This is a genomic window from Agrobacterium sp. 10T429 (assembly GCF_056393925.1).
Genome location: NZ_JBFTGV010000010.1, coordinates 122,919 through 138,188 on the forward strand (window position 1 = coordinate 122,919; position 15,270 = coordinate 138,188).

At 59.2% G+C, this 15,270-nt stretch carries 12 protein-coding genes; 9 read left to right on the plus strand and 3 right to left on the minus strand.

Annotated elements, in window-relative coordinates:
- Positions 1-61 precede the first annotated feature (61 nt).
- Together proP and AC1DCP_RS20760 are read right to left on the minus strand one after the other, a co-directional pair.
- Entirely contained in the window at positions 62-1,582 is a 1,521-nt protein-coding gene (gene proP / locus AC1DCP_RS20755) for a glycine betaine/L-proline transporter ProP (RefSeq protein ID WP_162995277.1), read from the minus strand.
- A gap of 185 nt (positions 1,583-1,767) precedes the next feature.
- A complete protein-coding gene (locus tag AC1DCP_RS20760) occupies positions 1,768-2,064 on the minus strand; it encodes a PRC-barrel domain-containing protein (protein WP_003518197.1) in 297 nt (98 codons plus the stop codon).
- A gap of 215 nt (positions 2,065-2,279) precedes the next feature.
- On the opposite strand from AC1DCP_RS20760, the gene AC1DCP_RS20765 reads away from it, so the two are divergent.
- The 4 genes from AC1DCP_RS20765 (at position 2,280) to AC1DCP_RS20780 (ending at position 7,198) form a co-directional block, all read left to right on the plus strand.
- On the plus strand, positions 2,280-3,119 hold the full coding sequence (locus AC1DCP_RS20765) for an inositol monophosphatase family protein (RefSeq protein WP_019566887.1): 840 nt from the start codon (positions 2,280-2,282) through the stop codon (positions 3,117-3,119).
- Between the two features lie 53 nt (positions 3,120-3,172).
- Positions 3,173-3,781 (plus strand): dual specificity protein phosphatase family protein, encoded by a 609-nt coding sequence (locus AC1DCP_RS20770; protein ID WP_019566888.1) that lies wholly within the window; start codon positions 3,173-3,175, stop codon positions 3,779-3,781.
- Positions 3,775-5,457, plus strand: a complete 1,683-nt coding sequence (locus AC1DCP_RS20775; protein WP_476774600.1) for a metallophosphoesterase family protein — start codon at positions 3,775-3,777, stop codon at positions 5,455-5,457. The genes AC1DCP_RS20770 and AC1DCP_RS20775 overlap by 7 nt, the downstream gene beginning before the upstream one ends.
- A 97-nt stretch (positions 5,458-5,554) precedes the next feature.
- Positions 5,555-7,198: a Na/Pi cotransporter family protein gene (locus tag AC1DCP_RS20780; protein ID WP_025595112.1), complete on the plus strand. Its 1,644-nt coding sequence runs from the start codon at positions 5,555-5,557 to the stop codon at positions 7,196-7,198.
- Between the two features lie 48 nt (positions 7,199-7,246).
- Here the strand turns inward: AC1DCP_RS20780 and AC1DCP_RS20785 are convergent, their stop codons facing one another.
- Positions 7,247-8,233 (minus strand): LacI family DNA-binding transcriptional regulator, encoded by a 987-nt coding sequence (locus AC1DCP_RS20785; protein ID WP_003518188.1) that lies wholly within the window; start codon positions 8,231-8,233, stop codon positions 7,247-7,249.
- A gap of 518 nt (positions 8,234-8,751) precedes the next feature.
- Here AC1DCP_RS20785 and AC1DCP_RS20790 point away from each other — a divergent pair.
- The 5 genes from AC1DCP_RS20790 (at position 8,752) to AC1DCP_RS20810 (ending at position 15,237) form a co-directional block, all read left to right on the plus strand.
- Positions 8,752-10,605, plus strand: a complete 1,854-nt coding sequence (locus AC1DCP_RS20790) for an ABC transporter permease (RefSeq protein WP_476774601.1) — start codon at positions 8,752-8,754, stop codon at positions 10,603-10,605.
- Positions 10,605-11,738, plus strand: a complete 1,134-nt coding sequence (locus tag AC1DCP_RS20795; protein ID WP_003518184.1) for an ABC transporter ATP-binding protein — start codon at positions 10,605-10,607, stop codon at positions 11,736-11,738. Before AC1DCP_RS20790 ends, AC1DCP_RS20795 begins: the two co-directional genes overlap by 1 nt.
- Positions 11,739-11,782: 44 nt before the next feature.
- On the plus strand, positions 11,783-12,910 hold the full coding sequence (locus AC1DCP_RS20800; protein ID WP_019566893.1) for an ABC transporter substrate-binding protein: 1,128 nt from the start codon (positions 11,783-11,785) through the stop codon (positions 12,908-12,910).
- Positions 12,911-12,974: 64 nt separating this feature from the next.
- On the plus strand, positions 12,975-14,075 hold the full coding sequence (locus tag AC1DCP_RS20805) for an ABC transporter substrate-binding protein (RefSeq protein ID WP_076845386.1): 1,101 nt from the start codon (positions 12,975-12,977) through the stop codon (positions 14,073-14,075).
- A gap of 73 nt (positions 14,076-14,148) precedes the next feature.
- A complete protein-coding gene (locus AC1DCP_RS20810) occupies positions 14,149-15,237 on the plus strand; it encodes an ABC transporter substrate-binding protein (RefSeq protein WP_035200115.1) in 1,089 nt (362 codons plus the stop codon).
- Positions 15,238-15,270 lie beyond the last annotated feature (33 nt).

Consider the following 15,270-nt stretch of genomic DNA (forward strand, 5'->3'; position numbering starts at 1 on the left):
TTTAAGGGATGCGCGGGTGCAATGCATCGCCGCGCATACTGTTCCAGGACTGGATATCCGCTCAGGTCAGATCCGGATGTCTGCCAACCAGCTGGTTGCGTTTTGCTTGAAGAATTTCCTTCTGTTCATCAAGTTTGAGCAATTCGTCGTCTATCTCCTCGACGCTTTTCTCGATGTGCAGATATTGCTCTGCAAGAAGCGACTTCGCTTCCTTTCGGCTAGACGCATTCGGCGTGTCGCCATAAAGCGGCCGGTTGGCGGTTTCCTTGAGGAAAAATGTCGTCACAATGCCAAAGATGGCCGCGACCATGAGATAGTAGGCCGGCATATAGATATTTTCCGTTACCTCCACCAACCATGCGGTGAGTGTCGGCGTGAGCCCGGCAACGATGATCGAGATATTAAACGCGATAGCCAGCGCGCTGTAGCGGATGCGGGCCGGGAAAAGGGCCGGGAGGGTGGATGCCATGATCCCGATCAGGCAGTTAAGTGCGACCGCCAGGATGAGCAGGCCGAAGAAAATCTGAACAACCTGCCCGCTGGCGATGAGATGAAATGCCGGCAGTGAAAGAAACAGGATCGCCGTGCTGCCAACCGCCAGAAACGGCCTGCGTCCGATCCGGTCGCTCAAAAGCCCAATGGCGGGCTGGACGAACAGCATGCCAACCATAACCGCGATGATGATGAGGACGCCATGGTCCTCGCTGTAATTCAGCGTCTTCGACAGATATGTCGGCATGTAGGTGAGCAGCATGTAATAGGTGACGTTGGTCACGAGGACCATGCCTATGCATATTGCCAGCGAGCGGGAATGTTGGCTCACGATCTCGGCGATGGGAACCATGGGGCGCTCTTTCAGCGACTGCCGGTCTTCTTCTTCGGAGCGCTGCAGGCGTTCGGTGAAGGCTGGTGTTTCTTCTGCCGCGTGGCGCAGATAAAGCCCGATCAGCCCGAGCGGTGCCGCCAGAAAGAACGGAATGCGCCAGCCCCAGTCGAGGAACTTGGCTTCACCCATCGCGGTGCTGAGCAGCACGACGAGCCCCGCGCCAAGCACAAAGCCGGCGATGGAGCCGAAGTCGAGCCAGCTTCCAAGGTAACCGCGCTTCCGGTCAGGCGCGTATTCCGCCACGAAAATGGCCGCACCGGTATATTCGCCGCCAACGGAAAACCCCTGGGCAAGCTTGCATAACAGCAACAGAATGGGTGCCCATATGCCGATGGTGGCATAACCGGGGATGAGGCCGATACAGAAGGTGCTCGCGGCCATGATGATGATTGTCAGGGAGAGGACTTTTTGACGCCCGAATTTGTCGCCCATGGCGCCAAAAAATACGCCCCCCAATGGGCGGATGAGGAAGGGGACGGAGAAGGTTGCGAGCGCCGCCACCGTTTGAACGGCGGGTGACGCGTCAGGGAAGAAGACCTTGCCGACGGCATAGGCGACGAAGCCGTAAACTCCGAAGTCGAACCACTCCATCGCGTTACCGAGAGCGGCTGCCGTAACTGCTTTTTTGACCTTCTCGTCATCGATGACGGTGACGTCGTCGATGCTCAGCGGAGTGGCCTGTATCTGGTTGTTCAATCACTGTCCCCCTGAACTGCATTGCGCCCGAATTTTTTGAGCGCCATGAAAATGCTCGATACGCTTAAGCGTTCCATCGGTCGGCAGAACAATCGGGCCTTAGCTCATCTTATGGGGAGTATGGGCGGGGTCGCCCGAAAGGAGAAAAAAGAACGCCCGGCTGGTAGCCGGGCGTTTTTTAAAGATTAGTGGTGATGCTCAGGCATTTCCTTGAGCTGATCCTTGGTCCACGAGGTAATCGCGTGGACATCGCCGTCTTCATCGCGCATGAAATCGAGATCGCTGAGCGGTACTGCGACGGGCTTTGCGCCAATGCCGAGAAAGCCGCCGACGTCGATGATCGCGGTGCTTGCCGCGCCGACGCCATGGACGTGATCGACCTTGCCGACCTTGTGGTCATCTGCGCCATAAACTGTTGCACCTTCCAGAACCGACGGGGTCAGTTCGGTTTCAACGAGGCGTACGTGATTGGCATGATCCATTTTTCTTCCTCCTGCTTGGGTTGCGATATGGAAACTCCCGCAGTGCAAAACCGTTCCATCGCGTCTGGGGGATTTTGGGCTAAACCGGTTGTCTGAACGCTTAGGGGGCTGGTATGAACTCCAGCGGACCGCCCGCCGCAAAATCACGCTTGAAAAGATTGAACACGTGTGCAATATGAACACGTGTTCAATCTTTTGAGAGATGGTTATTCCGCATGGACCTGATGCCTTATCCGGATACGTTGGCAGCCCGTGCCGAACTGTGCCGCAGCGTTATTCTTTCCGCCGGGGAACTGGTGCTGAAAGGCTTTCAGGGCGAGGCGACACGCAGCTTCTCGATGAAGGGCCCGCAGGACTTTCTGACGGTGACGGATGCAGCCTCCGAAGCGCATATTCGCGGCGCGATCTCGGCCTGCTTTCCTAAAGACAGTTTTTTCGGCGAGGAGGGCGGCGGTGTGATCGGTGATCGCGTCTGGGTCGTTGATCCCGTGGACGGCACCGCAAATTTCGCCCGCGGAATTCCGCACTTCTGCATCTCCATCGCCTATGTTGAAAATGGGCAAACCGAAATCGGCGCTATCTATAATCCGGCTCTGAATGAACTTTATTTCGCCCGACGCGGCGAGGGGGCAACGCGTAACGGGCAGCCGATCCAGGTTGCGCAGACGGAACGTTTCGATGCGGCCTCGATCGAAATGGGCTGGTCGACCCGTATCGCGAATGCCACCTATCTTGATGTCGTCAAGAACCTGCTCGATATGGGCACCAATGTACGCCGCGCCGGTTCCGGTGCGCTGGCGCTTGCCTATGTGGCCGATGGCCGCTCCGATGCCTATCTCGAATTGCACATGAATTCATGGGATTGTCTTGCGGGACTGCTACTCGTCAGCGAAGCTGGCGGCGACGTCTGCCCTTTCTTGGAGATCGGTAGTCTTGAAGATGGCGGGCCGGTGCTGGCCGCAGCCAGCGGTGTTGCAAGCGGCGTCAGCCGGGCATCGAAGATACCTTTGGCAGAGCGGCAACCTTCGGATCGGCAGCGGGCCGTATCGGCCTGAGTTTAGACGAGCGCCTGTCCGTGAAGGGTGCTTGGTGCATGTGGAGGAATGAGATGGATGGACCCGTTTATGCCCGGCCTGCGATCAGCCTGATTGCGGAAGGGCTCGGCCCGCGTAACGTTGCGCTCTATATCGGCGGCAGCGATGGTGCGAGCGACCTTGGGCTCCTTCACCGGCACGGCATTACCACCGTCGTCAACTGCGCCGTCAATCTGGATATCAATCTCGTGCAGGCGTCGGCGGAAGATGGCGACAGGTGCGCGGTGGGGTATGGCGATATCCGTTATTATAAGCTCGGTCTTATCGACGGCGAAGGCAGTCCGGACACGATGATGCTGGGGGCCTATTATATTCTCGACGGCGCATTGCGGCAGACCATGCCGAAGCGCGAAACCTATCCGTTCCCCGATGGCGGCAATGTGCTCGTCAATTGCCGCAGCGGCCGCAGCCGCTCGGTATCGCTGGTCGCGCTTTTCCTGCACAAGCAGCAGCCGCATCTTTACCCTAACCTCGACGATGCACTGGCTGTGATCCGCACGAAGCGGGAATTGCGGCCGGACGAATGGTTCGAGACACCGAAACCGATGCTTTATGCTGCTGCCCGCCGCGCTTCCGACTGGATCGATATGGTCGAAGGCAGAAAGACTGTCCAACCATGCTGAAACGCACGCTTCCTTCCGTCGCCGTCATTGCCGACGCCCATTTCCATGACACGGCGGCCGATTTCGGTTTTCCCGGCATAGAGGTCGATGGAGAACGCATCACCATGCGTAGCTGGTCGGATACACGCGAATCCACCCGTGTTTTCAACGAAAGCGCCGATGCGCTGCATGCTGCACTCGAAGAAGTGCGGCAGCGGGGCATTCGCCATGTGGTGCTGCTTGGCGACTATACCGACGACGGCCAGCGCGCGACATCCGAAACGCTGAAGGGTATTCTGGAGCGTCATCGTGATACCCATGGCACCGCCTTTTATGCGCTGCCCGGCAATCACGATATTTTCGGCCCGCGTGGCCGGCATCATACCAAGGAGTTTCTGACGGAGAACGGCAAATGCCTTTCCGTTTCAAGCGATGCGCGGCGGGCCGGTGATCGGGTGGTGATCAGCGACCGGATGTATTGCGAAGGCTACCCCGTTGGCCTTGGCCCGATGGCGGCTTTCGGATATTTCCGCCAGCCGAACTATCTGCATTGGGAAACACCGTTCGGGCTTTCCGATGCGACGGAAGATCGTCTCTACGAGGTGCGTTCCCCCGATGGCACCAATATCTACCGGCTGATGGACGCATCTTATCTGGTTGAGCCGGAGCCGGGCCTCTGGCTGCTCATGATCGACGCCAATATTTTCGAACCGCTTGACGGCACTTTCGAGACGGGTGAGGAAGCGGCTTTCACCGACAGTACCTCTGGCGGCTGGAATGCGCTTTTGCGCTGCAAGCCCTTCATCATCGACTGGATTGCCGATGTGCGCGAAAGGGCGCAGGCGCTCGGCAAGACTTTGCTCGGCTTTTCGCACTATCCGGCGCTCGATCCCTTTGATGGCGCAAGCGGTGCCGAAAGTGCGCTGTTCGGCGAAACCAACGTGGTGCGTCGCACGCCGCGCAAGGCGGTTGAGGATGCGCTGGTTGAGGCGGGGCTCCAAGTCCATTTCAGCGGACATCTGCATGTGGAAGGCGTAACCCGGCGTGGGGAAGGGGAAACCTCGCTCACAAATATCGCCGTGCCGTCTCTGGTTGCCTTTCCACCCGCCTTCAAGGTCGTCCATCCCCAGCAGCACGAGATTTCCGTCGAGACGGTGGAAATGGCCGCGCTGCCGATTAACAGCCGCATTTGCCGGGGGTATGCGCAGGAAATGGCACTTGCGGGCGATGATGAGGACCGCGCATTTGCGGCCGGCAATTATGGTGATTTCCTGCTTGGCCACAAACGCGCGCTTATCAGGCATCGTTATTTCACCAAGGAGTGGCCAGCCGGGATCGTGGCGGCTATCGCGGATAAAACCATATCCGAGGTTATCGGCCTGCTTGGTGAAAAAAGCCTTGCCTCGCATGATGCCGGGCTTTCCTCCGATCTGCCGATGTTCGAGCTTATTGCTGACTGGTATTGCCTGCGTCAGGGCGCGGGGCTGGCGCTTGTCCATATCGCGCCTCAACGGCTTTCCCTTTACCGGATGCTGGCGGAGCGGTTCGGCCGTGAGCCCGATCACCACGACGGTTCGGTTAAGAGTTTTATCGAAATTTTCTTCGGTGCCCTTGGGCTGTTTCTCGACCGTGCCGAGGGCGGTTTGCGGCATCTGGAGCTCCGTCTCACACCGCAACTCCAATCCGTTGCGGTGTGATCCGTAGGTTTTTTCGACGCAATCCGCGATGTGAACGGGGCAGATCAACGTCCCCTCGGGGAAGAGTGGCGGCAAGCAGGACAGGCGAGGTGATCTATTGGAATCGGTCGTTGTCAGCATCAATCTGTTCGGCGCGGTGGCGCTGCTGCTTTTCGGCCTTGGGCAGATCAAGGACGGAATGTCGCGTGCCTTCGGTGCCAAGCTTCGCATCGGGCTTGCCGCCGGTACACGGGGTGGGTTTCGCTCCTTCATCGCCGGTCTCGTGGCGACGATCGCCCTGCAGAGTTCGACAGCCACGGCGCTGATGGTTGCCTCCTTCGTTGAAAAAGACTTGATCGCACCGGCGATGGCGCAAATCGTGCTGCTCGGCGCGAATGTGGGTACTGCGACGACCGCGTGGATTGTCGCACTCGGTCTGGGCTGGCTGTCGCCGATGCTGATCCTTGCCGGTGTCATCCTGTTGCGTGGAAAGTCGGTGCAGCGGCAGGGTGCGGGTGCCGCCCTTGCCGGTGTCGGCCTGATGCTGCTTTCCCTGCATCTTCTTTCTGCGGCGACGGATCCGATCCGGCAGTCGCCGGCGCTTAACCTCTTCATTTCCATGCTCGGCAATGCCTGGCCGGTCGCGTTGATCTTTTCCGCGGTGCTGGCCGTGCTGGCATCATCGAGCCTTGCCATCGTCGTCCTCATCCTGTCACTTGCGGCAAGCGGCGGCATTGAAACAAGCCTCGTTATCGTGCTGGTACTCGGCGCCAATCTCGGCGGCGCGGTTCCTCCGGTGCTGGCGACGTTGAAGGCGCCGGTCGCGGCGCGCCGGGTGGCGCTTGGCAACCTCATCGTCCGGACCACCGGCTGTGTCGCAGCCCTGCCTCTTGCCGGGTACGGCGCGGCACTGCTCGACATGTCGCCTTTCTCGCACGCCAATCTAGCGGTCGATGCGCATCTCCTTTTCAATCTCGCTGTTGCCGCGATCGCATGGCCGCTATCGCCGTTGTTGCTGCGGATGACGACCGCGCTGCTGCCGGAAAAAGAGGGAGCCGAAAGCCGCCGCAGCTATCTCGACAGTCATGATCTGGGTCAACCGGTTGCGGCGCTTGCCGGTGCAAGCCGCGAGGTCATGCTGGTTGGTGACCTGATCGAGCGCATGCTGCGTCAGGCGAATGACGCCATGCGCGACAGCGATCTTTCCAAACTCAATGATATCAGTACGCTGGAAGGCCGGGTCGATAGTATCCAGCATGCCATCAAGGTCTATGTCTCGAAGGTGGGCCAGGATGGTTTGTGCCAGAAGGATCAGCGACGTGCGATGGATATCGTTGAATATGCCATCAATCTCGAACATATCGGCGATATCATCGAGAAGGGCATCCGCCCGGAAATCGCCAAGAAGATCAATCTTGGTCTCAGGTTTTCCGATGATGGCAAAAGCGAGCTGGAACGTCTATTCTCCATCACGCTCGACAATATTCGCATGGCGCAATCCGTTTTCGCCACCCGCAATGCCGACCTTGCCCGTCGGCTGGTGGAGGTGAAGGAAGATGTGCGACGGCTGGAAAAACAGTCATCGGAGCGACATCTCCAGCGCCTGCGCGACGGCCTGACCGACAGCATCCAGACAAGCTCAGTGCATCTCGACATGCTGCGCGATCTGAAGCGCATCAACGCCCATATCGCCGCCGTCGCACATCCGATCCTCGATGAAAGCGGTCTCCTGATCGAAAGCCGGATCAAGCAGGCGGGTTGAAGCCATGCCAGTAAAACGGCGCTGTGGTTTTTGCCCGGGAATGCTCTTCTAGCGCGCGGTGATCCTTTCGACCATCTCAACGGGCACGACCTGAAGCCGGGTCTCGGGCTCGTCGCTGTCGAGGGCGGTCAGGACCTTCTCGGTCAGCGCGTCAAAGGATTGGGCAACGGTCGTCAGCTGATAGCTTTTCCAGCCCGCCTGCGGAATATCGTCGAAACCGACAATCGACAGGTCTTCCGGAATTCGGCGGCCCATCTCTAGCCTTGCTGCATCCATGAAGCCGAGTGCCAGCAGATCGGTCACGCAGAAGGCGCCGTCTATTGTCTTGTCCGTCAGCAACTCGCAGCCTGCCTGATAGCCGCTGTCATAACTCGTCGGACCGCCCGACCATGGAACGACCTCGATACCCTCGATGCTCATGCGCTGGGTGAAAGCGCCGGCGCGGCGCAGCTGTGCCGGTGTCTGGCTGCCGCTGGAAACGACCGCGACCTTCCGGCATTTAGCCGCCACAAGCCGCATGGCGGCGAGATCGGCGCCGTGGGAATCGTCGCTCAGCACCATGTTCGTATCGGTCCGGTCGAGGCGCTGGTTGATGAGGATGAGGCGCACGCCATTGGCAATGCATTCGTCGACGATAGATGCTGGCGGCTCGCCGGAGAGTACGACGATGGCCTGGGCGCGAAACTCGAAAAGCAGTTCGATCAGCGGCGCGATATCCTTGCGTGCATCGGCCGCATTCAGCAGCAGGCATTGCAAGCCGCGACGCAGAAGGCCGATGCTGAGGAGGTCGAGCTGTTTTGAAATGAACGGCGAGCTGAGATTGGCACCGACCACCCCGATGAGATTGGATCGGTCATTATTGAGGCCCTGGGCCAGACGGTTGACGCGGTAGCCAAGCTCATGCGCGGCTTTCAACACCTTGCGCCGGACGGCCTTCGATACGCTGCCGCCGGGGGTGAATGTGCGCGAGACGGCGGAGCGCGAGACACCAGCCTTTTTCGCCACCTCTTCGGCCGTCACGAACCCTCTCGCCATTCAACTTCCCCGTTGCAAAACCTCATGTCTGATATCACAGGCCATAAGGGCCGACTATTCCAATCGAAATATTTCAGGTGCGAAGCACTCTTGCTGAGCGAAGGCGGTTCTCGCTTTCGCCGGCAAATATATCGTCCTTTCCATTTTCATTCTGCGGGAAAAAATGACTGCTTGTGCGTCGATAAGAAAATTTGCAAAACACGTTCAATAAAACCGTTTAAAAACAATGGCATATATCAATGATCACGTGTGCATTTTTTCGTTGACAAAATGCCGTTTAGGATGGATCATGCATTCCAAGGTTAAGCGCTATATGGAATATTTATTCCACGTTTTGCTTGCCGGCGATGTTTCCGGGAGGAGCTGGATCATCGTTGCTCGCGGGCCTGATGTGCCCGCTGCTGAAGCATTGACGCATTGCTTATGTTCGACGCACGCGCCGCCTGCTCCGCAGGTTGCGCGCAGGCAGATGCTTGCCGGCGTGTCGGAGCAATGTTGCGGCCATATGGGGAGGAATAATGGCTCTTTTAAGCGAATCAACGAAGGCGGAGGCACTGGGGCGTCCCCCTGCGACCGCGCCTTCGGCATGGCAGGCCTGGCGATATCGCCTCAAGGTCGCGCTCAGGGAGCCGACGACGCTCATCGGCGTGCTGACGGCGTTACTTTTCACCTATCTGATCGTCGTTCCGATCATCTCTATCGTTCTGGATGCCGTCCGTGTCCAGTTCGGCCACGAACGGCGTCTTGGCAGGGATGTCGGTGACCTCACGCTCTATTATCTCGACAGGGCGTTCTTCTCGCCCGTCGCAACGGATCTTTTCTGGCATCCGCTCTTCAACACACTCACCGTCGCTTTGGGGGCGATTGCGCTTTCGCTTGTCATCGGCACGGTGCTTGCCTGGCTTATCAGCCGCACGGACATGTTCGGTCGCCGCTGGTTCGCTACCGCGCTGATCGTGCCCTACATGCTGCCCGCATGGACCTTCGCTCTCGCCTGGACGACGCTGTTCAAGAATCGCACCGTTGGCGGCCAGCCCGGCTGGTTCGAGGCGATGGGCCTGACACCGCCGGACTGGGTGGCCTATGGGCGCTTCCCGATCACCATCATCCTTGCCCTGCATTACACACCTTTCGTTATCCTGCTGTTCGGCTCGGCGCTGCGCCGCTTCGACTCGCAGCTGGAGGATTCGGCCCGCATTCTCGGCGCTCATCGTTATCAGGTGGCTTTGCAGGTCATCCTGCCCTTGATGCGCCCGGCGCTGCTCTCTTCCATGGTGCTGATCTTTGCAAAGTGCCTCGGCGAATTCGGCGTACCCTATGTTCTCGGGCTTCCCGTGAAGTTCGAAGTCCTCTCGACATCGCTGTTCCGCAGCATCGCCTCGCGCCAGACCGGCGTTGCCGGTGTCGTTGCGGCCTCGATCATGCTCATCGGCATCATCACGCTGATGATCGATGCCCGCCTGGTTCGCGAAGCCCGCCGTTTCGTGACGATCGGCTCGAAGGGGTCGATGAACCGGCAAAGCCGCCTCGGCAAAATGCGTCTTCCGGCAACGGGCTTTGCGGCCGCTGTCTTCATTCTCAGCGTCGGCCTGCCTTTGCTCACCCTCGCTCTCTCGACCGTCATGAAGATGCCGGCCAAATTCACATTCGACAATTTCACGCTCGATTACTGGATTGGCAGCAATCTCAACACGGTGGCCTTGCAGACCGGCGTTCTTTTAAGCCCCGATTTATGGGCAGCCGCGAAGAACACCATGATGATCGTTTGTCTTGCCTCGCTCACATCTGGCGTCCTCGGCCTTCTGGTCGGGTATGTTGTCATCCGCACGCCGGTGCGCGCCCTGTCGGTCTATCTGCGTCAGGTCACGTTCCTGCCCTATCTCGTGCCCGGCATCGCTTTTGCTGCCGCCTATCTCTCGCTGTTTGCGGTTCCACGCGGGCCGATGCCGGCGCTCTACGGCACGGTGACGATCCTTATCCTCGCACTGATTGCCGACCAGATGCCCTATGCCTCGCGCGCCGGTATCTCGGCCATGACACAGCTTGGAAAGGACCCGGAAGAGGCAGCACAGATCGCCGGTGCCGGTTGGTTCCGCCGCATGGTCTCGATCGTCATCCCGATCCAGAAGGGATCGCTGGTGACGGGCGTTCTCCTGCCCTTCATCTCGGGAATCAAGGGCTTGAGCCTGTTCGTGATCCTCGCGGTGCCGAGCACGGATGTTCTGACCACCTATTCGCTGCGGCTGGTCGACTACCACTATACGCAGGCCGCAAACGCCGTGGTGCTGATCATCGCCGGCATTGCCTATTTCGGTACCCTGTTGGCCCAGAAGCTGACCCGCACAAATCTTGCAGAAGGACTTGGAAGCTGATGCCTACCATCAACCTGCGCGGGGCGCAGAAGAACTACGGCGTGAATTCCGCAAACGCGGTTTCCGATCTCGATCTCGAAATCCGCGACGGCGAATTCATGTGCCTGCTTGGCCCTTCCGGCTGCGGCAAGACCACGACGCTGCGCATGATCGCGGGTCTTGAAAACCTCTCCGGCGGTGAAATCCGTGTCGGCGACAGGGTGATAGATTCCGTCAATGACGGCATATTCGTGCCGCCGGAAAAGCGCGAAATGGGGCTCGTCTTCCAGAGCTACGCGCTCTGGCCACATCTGACCATCGAGCGCAACACCGATTTCGGCCTGCGCCTGCGCAAGCTGCCGAAAGCCGAGCGGGAGGCACGCGTCGAGCGCGTCATGCAGGCGCTCGACATTGCCAAGTACCGCGATCGTTATCCGTCACAGCTTTCCGGTGGGCAGCAGCAGCGTGTGGCGCTGGCCCGCATGCTTGCCGTCAATCCCGGCGTGCTGCTTCTGGATGAGCCGCTGTCCAACCTCGATGCCCGGCTGCGGCTGGAAATGCGCGCCGAGCTGAAGCGGCTGCACAAGGAGTTCAAGACCACCATCGTCTTCGTGACGCATGACCAGTGGGAGGCAATGACACTTGCAACGACAATCGCCGTCATGAACGAGGGCACGCTCCAGCAGATGGGTACGCCGAACGATATCTACGACCGTCCGGCCAACCGCTTCGTCGCCGAATTTGTCGGCAGTCCGCCGATCAATATTCTGACCTTCGGCCAGCCCGGCGTGTCTGATATCGCCGACAATGCGGAGGCTTATTTCGCAACACGTTATCCGCAGTTGCGCGGCATCGCCTCGGTCGGCATGCGGCCGGAGGCGATGGGTTACACGGCAAGGTCTGAGGATGTGCCGCAGGGCAGCCTTTTCGGTGAAATGACGGTGACCGGCGTGCTTCCGACGGGCGGCAGCTGGATTCTCGAATTGAGGAGCGAGAACCACACGCTGTTCCTGACCACCCATGCCCTGCCGCGCGTCGATAGTGGCGACCGTGTGTTTTTCCACGTGCCTCCCGACGCCCTGCATGTGTTCGACGCAAAAGGGCAACGGATTACCGAAGCGGACGCCGTGCTGAGGAGCAGTAGCTACAACTGACAACGACAAAAAGACTGACAATCGCTTGCTGAAGGAGGAGCAGTATGAAGCGGAAAATGACGGGCGGCCTTAGCCGTCTCCTGTGTGCAACGGCAATTCTGGCAACGTTTGGCGGCGTGGCGAAGGCGGGGGAGCCTTTCGACCTCAACGCCCTGATCGAGGCTGCCAAAAAGGAAAAGCCGATCACCGTCTATGACAGCACGGGCAAGATCGTGGAAATGGCGAAGAATTTCGCCAAGAAGTATGGCGTGGGCGCGGAGGGTGCGAAGGTAAAGGCAACAGCGCAGCTGGAGATGGTCATCCGCGAGGCGCGGGCCAACAATATTCAGGGTGACGTCTCGATCATCAGCGATGCCCCGGCGGCGATGGCACAGCTTATTCCAATGGGCTTTGTCGAAAGCTGGTTGCCGCCGGATCTCGCTGGCAATATTCCGCCGGAATATCAGGATCCGCTGACCGTCGTCACCAGCGCCAATGTCTGGGCCTACAATACCGAGCTTTTCGACAAATGCCCCGTTTCCAATATCTGGGAACTGACCGACCCGAAGTGGAAGGGCAAGGTGGCGATGCAGGATCCGCTCGGCAAGGCATCCTATGTCGACTGGTTCAACCAGATGGCTAAGCATGGCGATGGGGAGGTGAAGGCGGCCTATAAGGCGCTTTACGGCAAGGACCTCGAGACCGCAGAGTCAAGCGCGACAGCGGCCTGGGTCAAGGCACTTGCCGCCAACGCGCCGCTGCTGACCGATGCCGATGCAGCGGCGGCGGAAGCCGTTGGCACGCCTGGCCAGAAGCAGCCCTTCATGGGCCTCATCAGCTCGGCGAAGTTTCGCGATAATGCCGACAAGGGCATGAAACTCGGCCTCTGCAAGGAGCTGAAGCCGTGGATCGGCTGGCTTTATCCAGGTGTCGGCCTGATCACCAAGGGCACGGATAGCCCCAATGCTGCAAAGCTCTTCATTCACTACGTCATGACTGCTGAAGGCATCGCGCCGCAGGCGATCGACGGGAAGATGTCCACCAACAAAGACGTGAAACTGCCCGCCGACGAACCTTCGGGTATCGGCGCCGTGCTCGACCGCGTTCTGCCCTACAGCATGGCCACCAGCCTGGAAGACTGGGATGCGCGCGAAACCTGGCAGGACTTCTGGCGCGTGAATTACAAGAAATAACGGGGGGACCGACACAGTGAATATCATGACCAAGAACCGATATGGTGGCGAGCGGCGGCGGCGGATGGCGGCTTCAGCCCTTTCCCTTATCTTCTCGCTGGCGCTTGGCGGTGCTGCCCACGCGCAGGACGCCTTTAATCTCGATGCGCTCATCGACGCCGCGAAGAAGGAAAAACCGATCACCGTTTATGCGGTGACCGGCAAGATTGTCGACACCGCACAGGCCTTCACCGCCAAATATGGCGTGCAGGCAAGCGGCAAGAAAGTGAACGAGGCAACTCAGGTCGAGTTGATGATCCGCGAACATCGCGCCGGCAATGTCGTCGGCGATGTCAGCGTCGCAACGGATGTCGCCTCGGCAATGGGGGAACTTCTGCCGGAAGGCATTGCCACCAGCTGGTCGCCACCGGATATGGAAAGCGATATTCCGCAAAAGCTGCGCGATCCGCTCGTGGTCGTTTCGGATCCGCATGTGTGGACCTACAATACCGAGAAATACGACAAATGCCCGGTCACCAACATCTGGCAGCTGACGGAGCCGCGTTGGAAGGGCAAGCTTGCCATGCTCGATCTCTTCGACAAGCCGCTTTATGCCGACTGGTTCAACCAGATCGAAACCCATCATGATGCCGATGTCGCCAAGGCCTATGAGGAGCTTTACGGCAAGAAGCTGGAAACGGGCGAAAAAAGCGCGACGGCTGCCTGGGTGAAGGCCTTTGCCGAGAACGCTCCCCTGCTGACGGACTCGAGCACGGTTGCCGATGCGGCGGGCGCTCCGGGACAGACCGATCCCTTTTTCGTCATCACCTCGGCGGCGAAATACCGCGATAATGAGGCCAAGGGGCTGAAGCTCGGTCTTTGCAGCGGTGTCAAACCGTTTTCCGGGTTCCTCTATCCCGGCTTCGGCCTGATTGCCGGGCAGACCAAAAGCCCGAATGCTGCAAAGCTCTTCCTTCACTATCTGATGACGGAAGAGGGCATCGCGCCGCAGACGGTCGATGGCAAAATCTCCGGCAACACGAAAATCGGTCTGCCGGCGGACGAACCATCGCGGGTAGCCGATCATCTCGACGAGTTGATGGTCTTTGATGCCGCAACGGCGGCCGACGACCTCGACAAGCGCGAAGGCTGGCAGGATTTTTGGCGTGTGAACTACAAAAAATAACGGCAGGGCAGGCGCGAGCCTGCCTTGCCTTTTCCTTGGGAGGGGAACGATGAGAAGAAGCAGATTTTTACCGATGACGGCGATAGCCATCGCCGTTGCAGGCATATCCGCAATGGGGGCTGCAGCCGAAGAAACCTTCGATCTCGATGCGATCTTGGCGGCGGCGAAGCAGGAGAAGCCGATCAATATTTACGACAGCACCGGCAAGATCGTGGAGATGGCCGACAAGTTCAGCGCCAAATACGGGTTAAAGGCGACAGGCGTGAAGGTTTCCGCCAACAGCCAGCTGGAAATGATCATCCGTGAAAGCCAGTCCGGCAATGTGCAGGGCGACGTGGTGCTGATCACCGATGCGCCATCGGCGCTCGCGCAGCTTCTGCCGGCGGGTTTTGTCGAGAATTACCTGCCGGGCGACATGGTTGCGAAAATCCCGGCGCAGTTCCAGAACCCGCTGGCAATCTCCACCAACGCCAATGTCTGGGCTTACAATACGGAAGCCTATGATAAATGCCCGGTGACCAACATCTGGGAACTGACCGAGCCGAAATGGAAAGGCAAGGTCGCCATGGTCGATCCCTTGAGCAAGAGCACCTATACGGACTGGTTCAACCAGCTCGAAGCCCACGGCAACGAGAAGGTGGCGGCCGCCTACAAGGCCCATTTTGGCAAGGATATCGAAAAGGATGCGGCCGCAGCCTGGATCAAGGCGCTGGCGCAGAACGGCCCGCTTGCCACCGATGGCGATGACCCGGTGGCAGAGGCCGTCGGCGCACCCGGCCAGAAGCAGCCCTTCTTCGGCCTGCTCAGCTCTGCCAAGTTCCGCGACAATGCCGACAAGGGCTACAAGCTCGGCCTCTGCACTGGTCTCGATCCCTGGGTCGGCTGGACCTACATCAAGCTTGGGCTCATCGCCTCCAAGACCAAAAGTCCGAACATGGCGAAACTCTTCGTCCACTACATACTGACGGAAGAGGGCATCGCACCGCAGATGAAGGACGGCAAGCTGCCGACCAATATCGACATCAAGATGCCGGCTGACGAGCCGTCGGGGCTGATGAAGGTTGCCGACAGGCTGATGGGTTACGAGTCCGCCACCGGCCTCAACGATTTCGATCGTCGCGAGGAATGGCAGGATGTCTGGCGCGTTAACTACAGGAAATAATCCAGGCTGGCGCGGTCCTGCCGCGCCGGTCCC

What these genes read in the sequence shown, in the direction of transcription:
- AC1DCP_RS20760 (WP_003518197.1), bottom strand. Translation starts at nt 2,064, where the DNA reads ATGGATCATGCCAATCACGTACGCCTCGTTGAAACCGAACTGACCCCG.
- AC1DCP_RS20765 (WP_019566887.1), top strand. Translation starts at nt 2,280, where the DNA reads ATGGACCTGATGCCTTATCCGGATACGTTGGCAGCCCGTGCCGAACTG.
- AC1DCP_RS20770 (WP_019566888.1), top strand. Translation starts at nt 3,173, where the DNA reads ATGGATGGACCCGTTTATGCCCGGCCTGCGATCAGCCTGATTGCGGAA.
- AC1DCP_RS20775 (WP_476774600.1), top strand. Translation starts at nt 3,775, where the DNA reads ATGCTGAAACGCACGCTTCCTTCCGTCGCCGTCATTGCCGACGCCCAT.
- AC1DCP_RS20785 (WP_003518188.1), bottom strand. Translation starts at nt 8,233, where the DNA reads ATGGCGAGAGGGTTCGTGACGGCCGAAGAGGTGGCGAAAAAGGCTGGT.
- AC1DCP_RS20790 (WP_476774601.1), top strand. Translation starts at nt 8,752, where the DNA reads ATGGCTCTTTTAAGCGAATCAACGAAGGCGGAGGCACTGGGGCGTCCC.
- AC1DCP_RS20795 (WP_003518184.1), top strand. Translation starts at nt 10,605, where the DNA reads ATGCCTACCATCAACCTGCGCGGGGCGCAGAAGAACTACGGCGTGAAT.
- AC1DCP_RS20800 (WP_019566893.1), top strand. Translation starts at nt 11,783, where the DNA reads ATGAAGCGGAAAATGACGGGCGGCCTTAGCCGTCTCCTGTGTGCAACG.
- AC1DCP_RS20805 (WP_076845386.1), top strand. Translation starts at nt 12,975, where the DNA reads ATGGCGGCTTCAGCCCTTTCCCTTATCTTCTCGCTGGCGCTTGGCGGT.
- AC1DCP_RS20810 (WP_035200115.1), top strand. Translation starts at nt 14,149, where the DNA reads ATGACGGCGATAGCCATCGCCGTTGCAGGCATATCCGCAATGGGGGCT.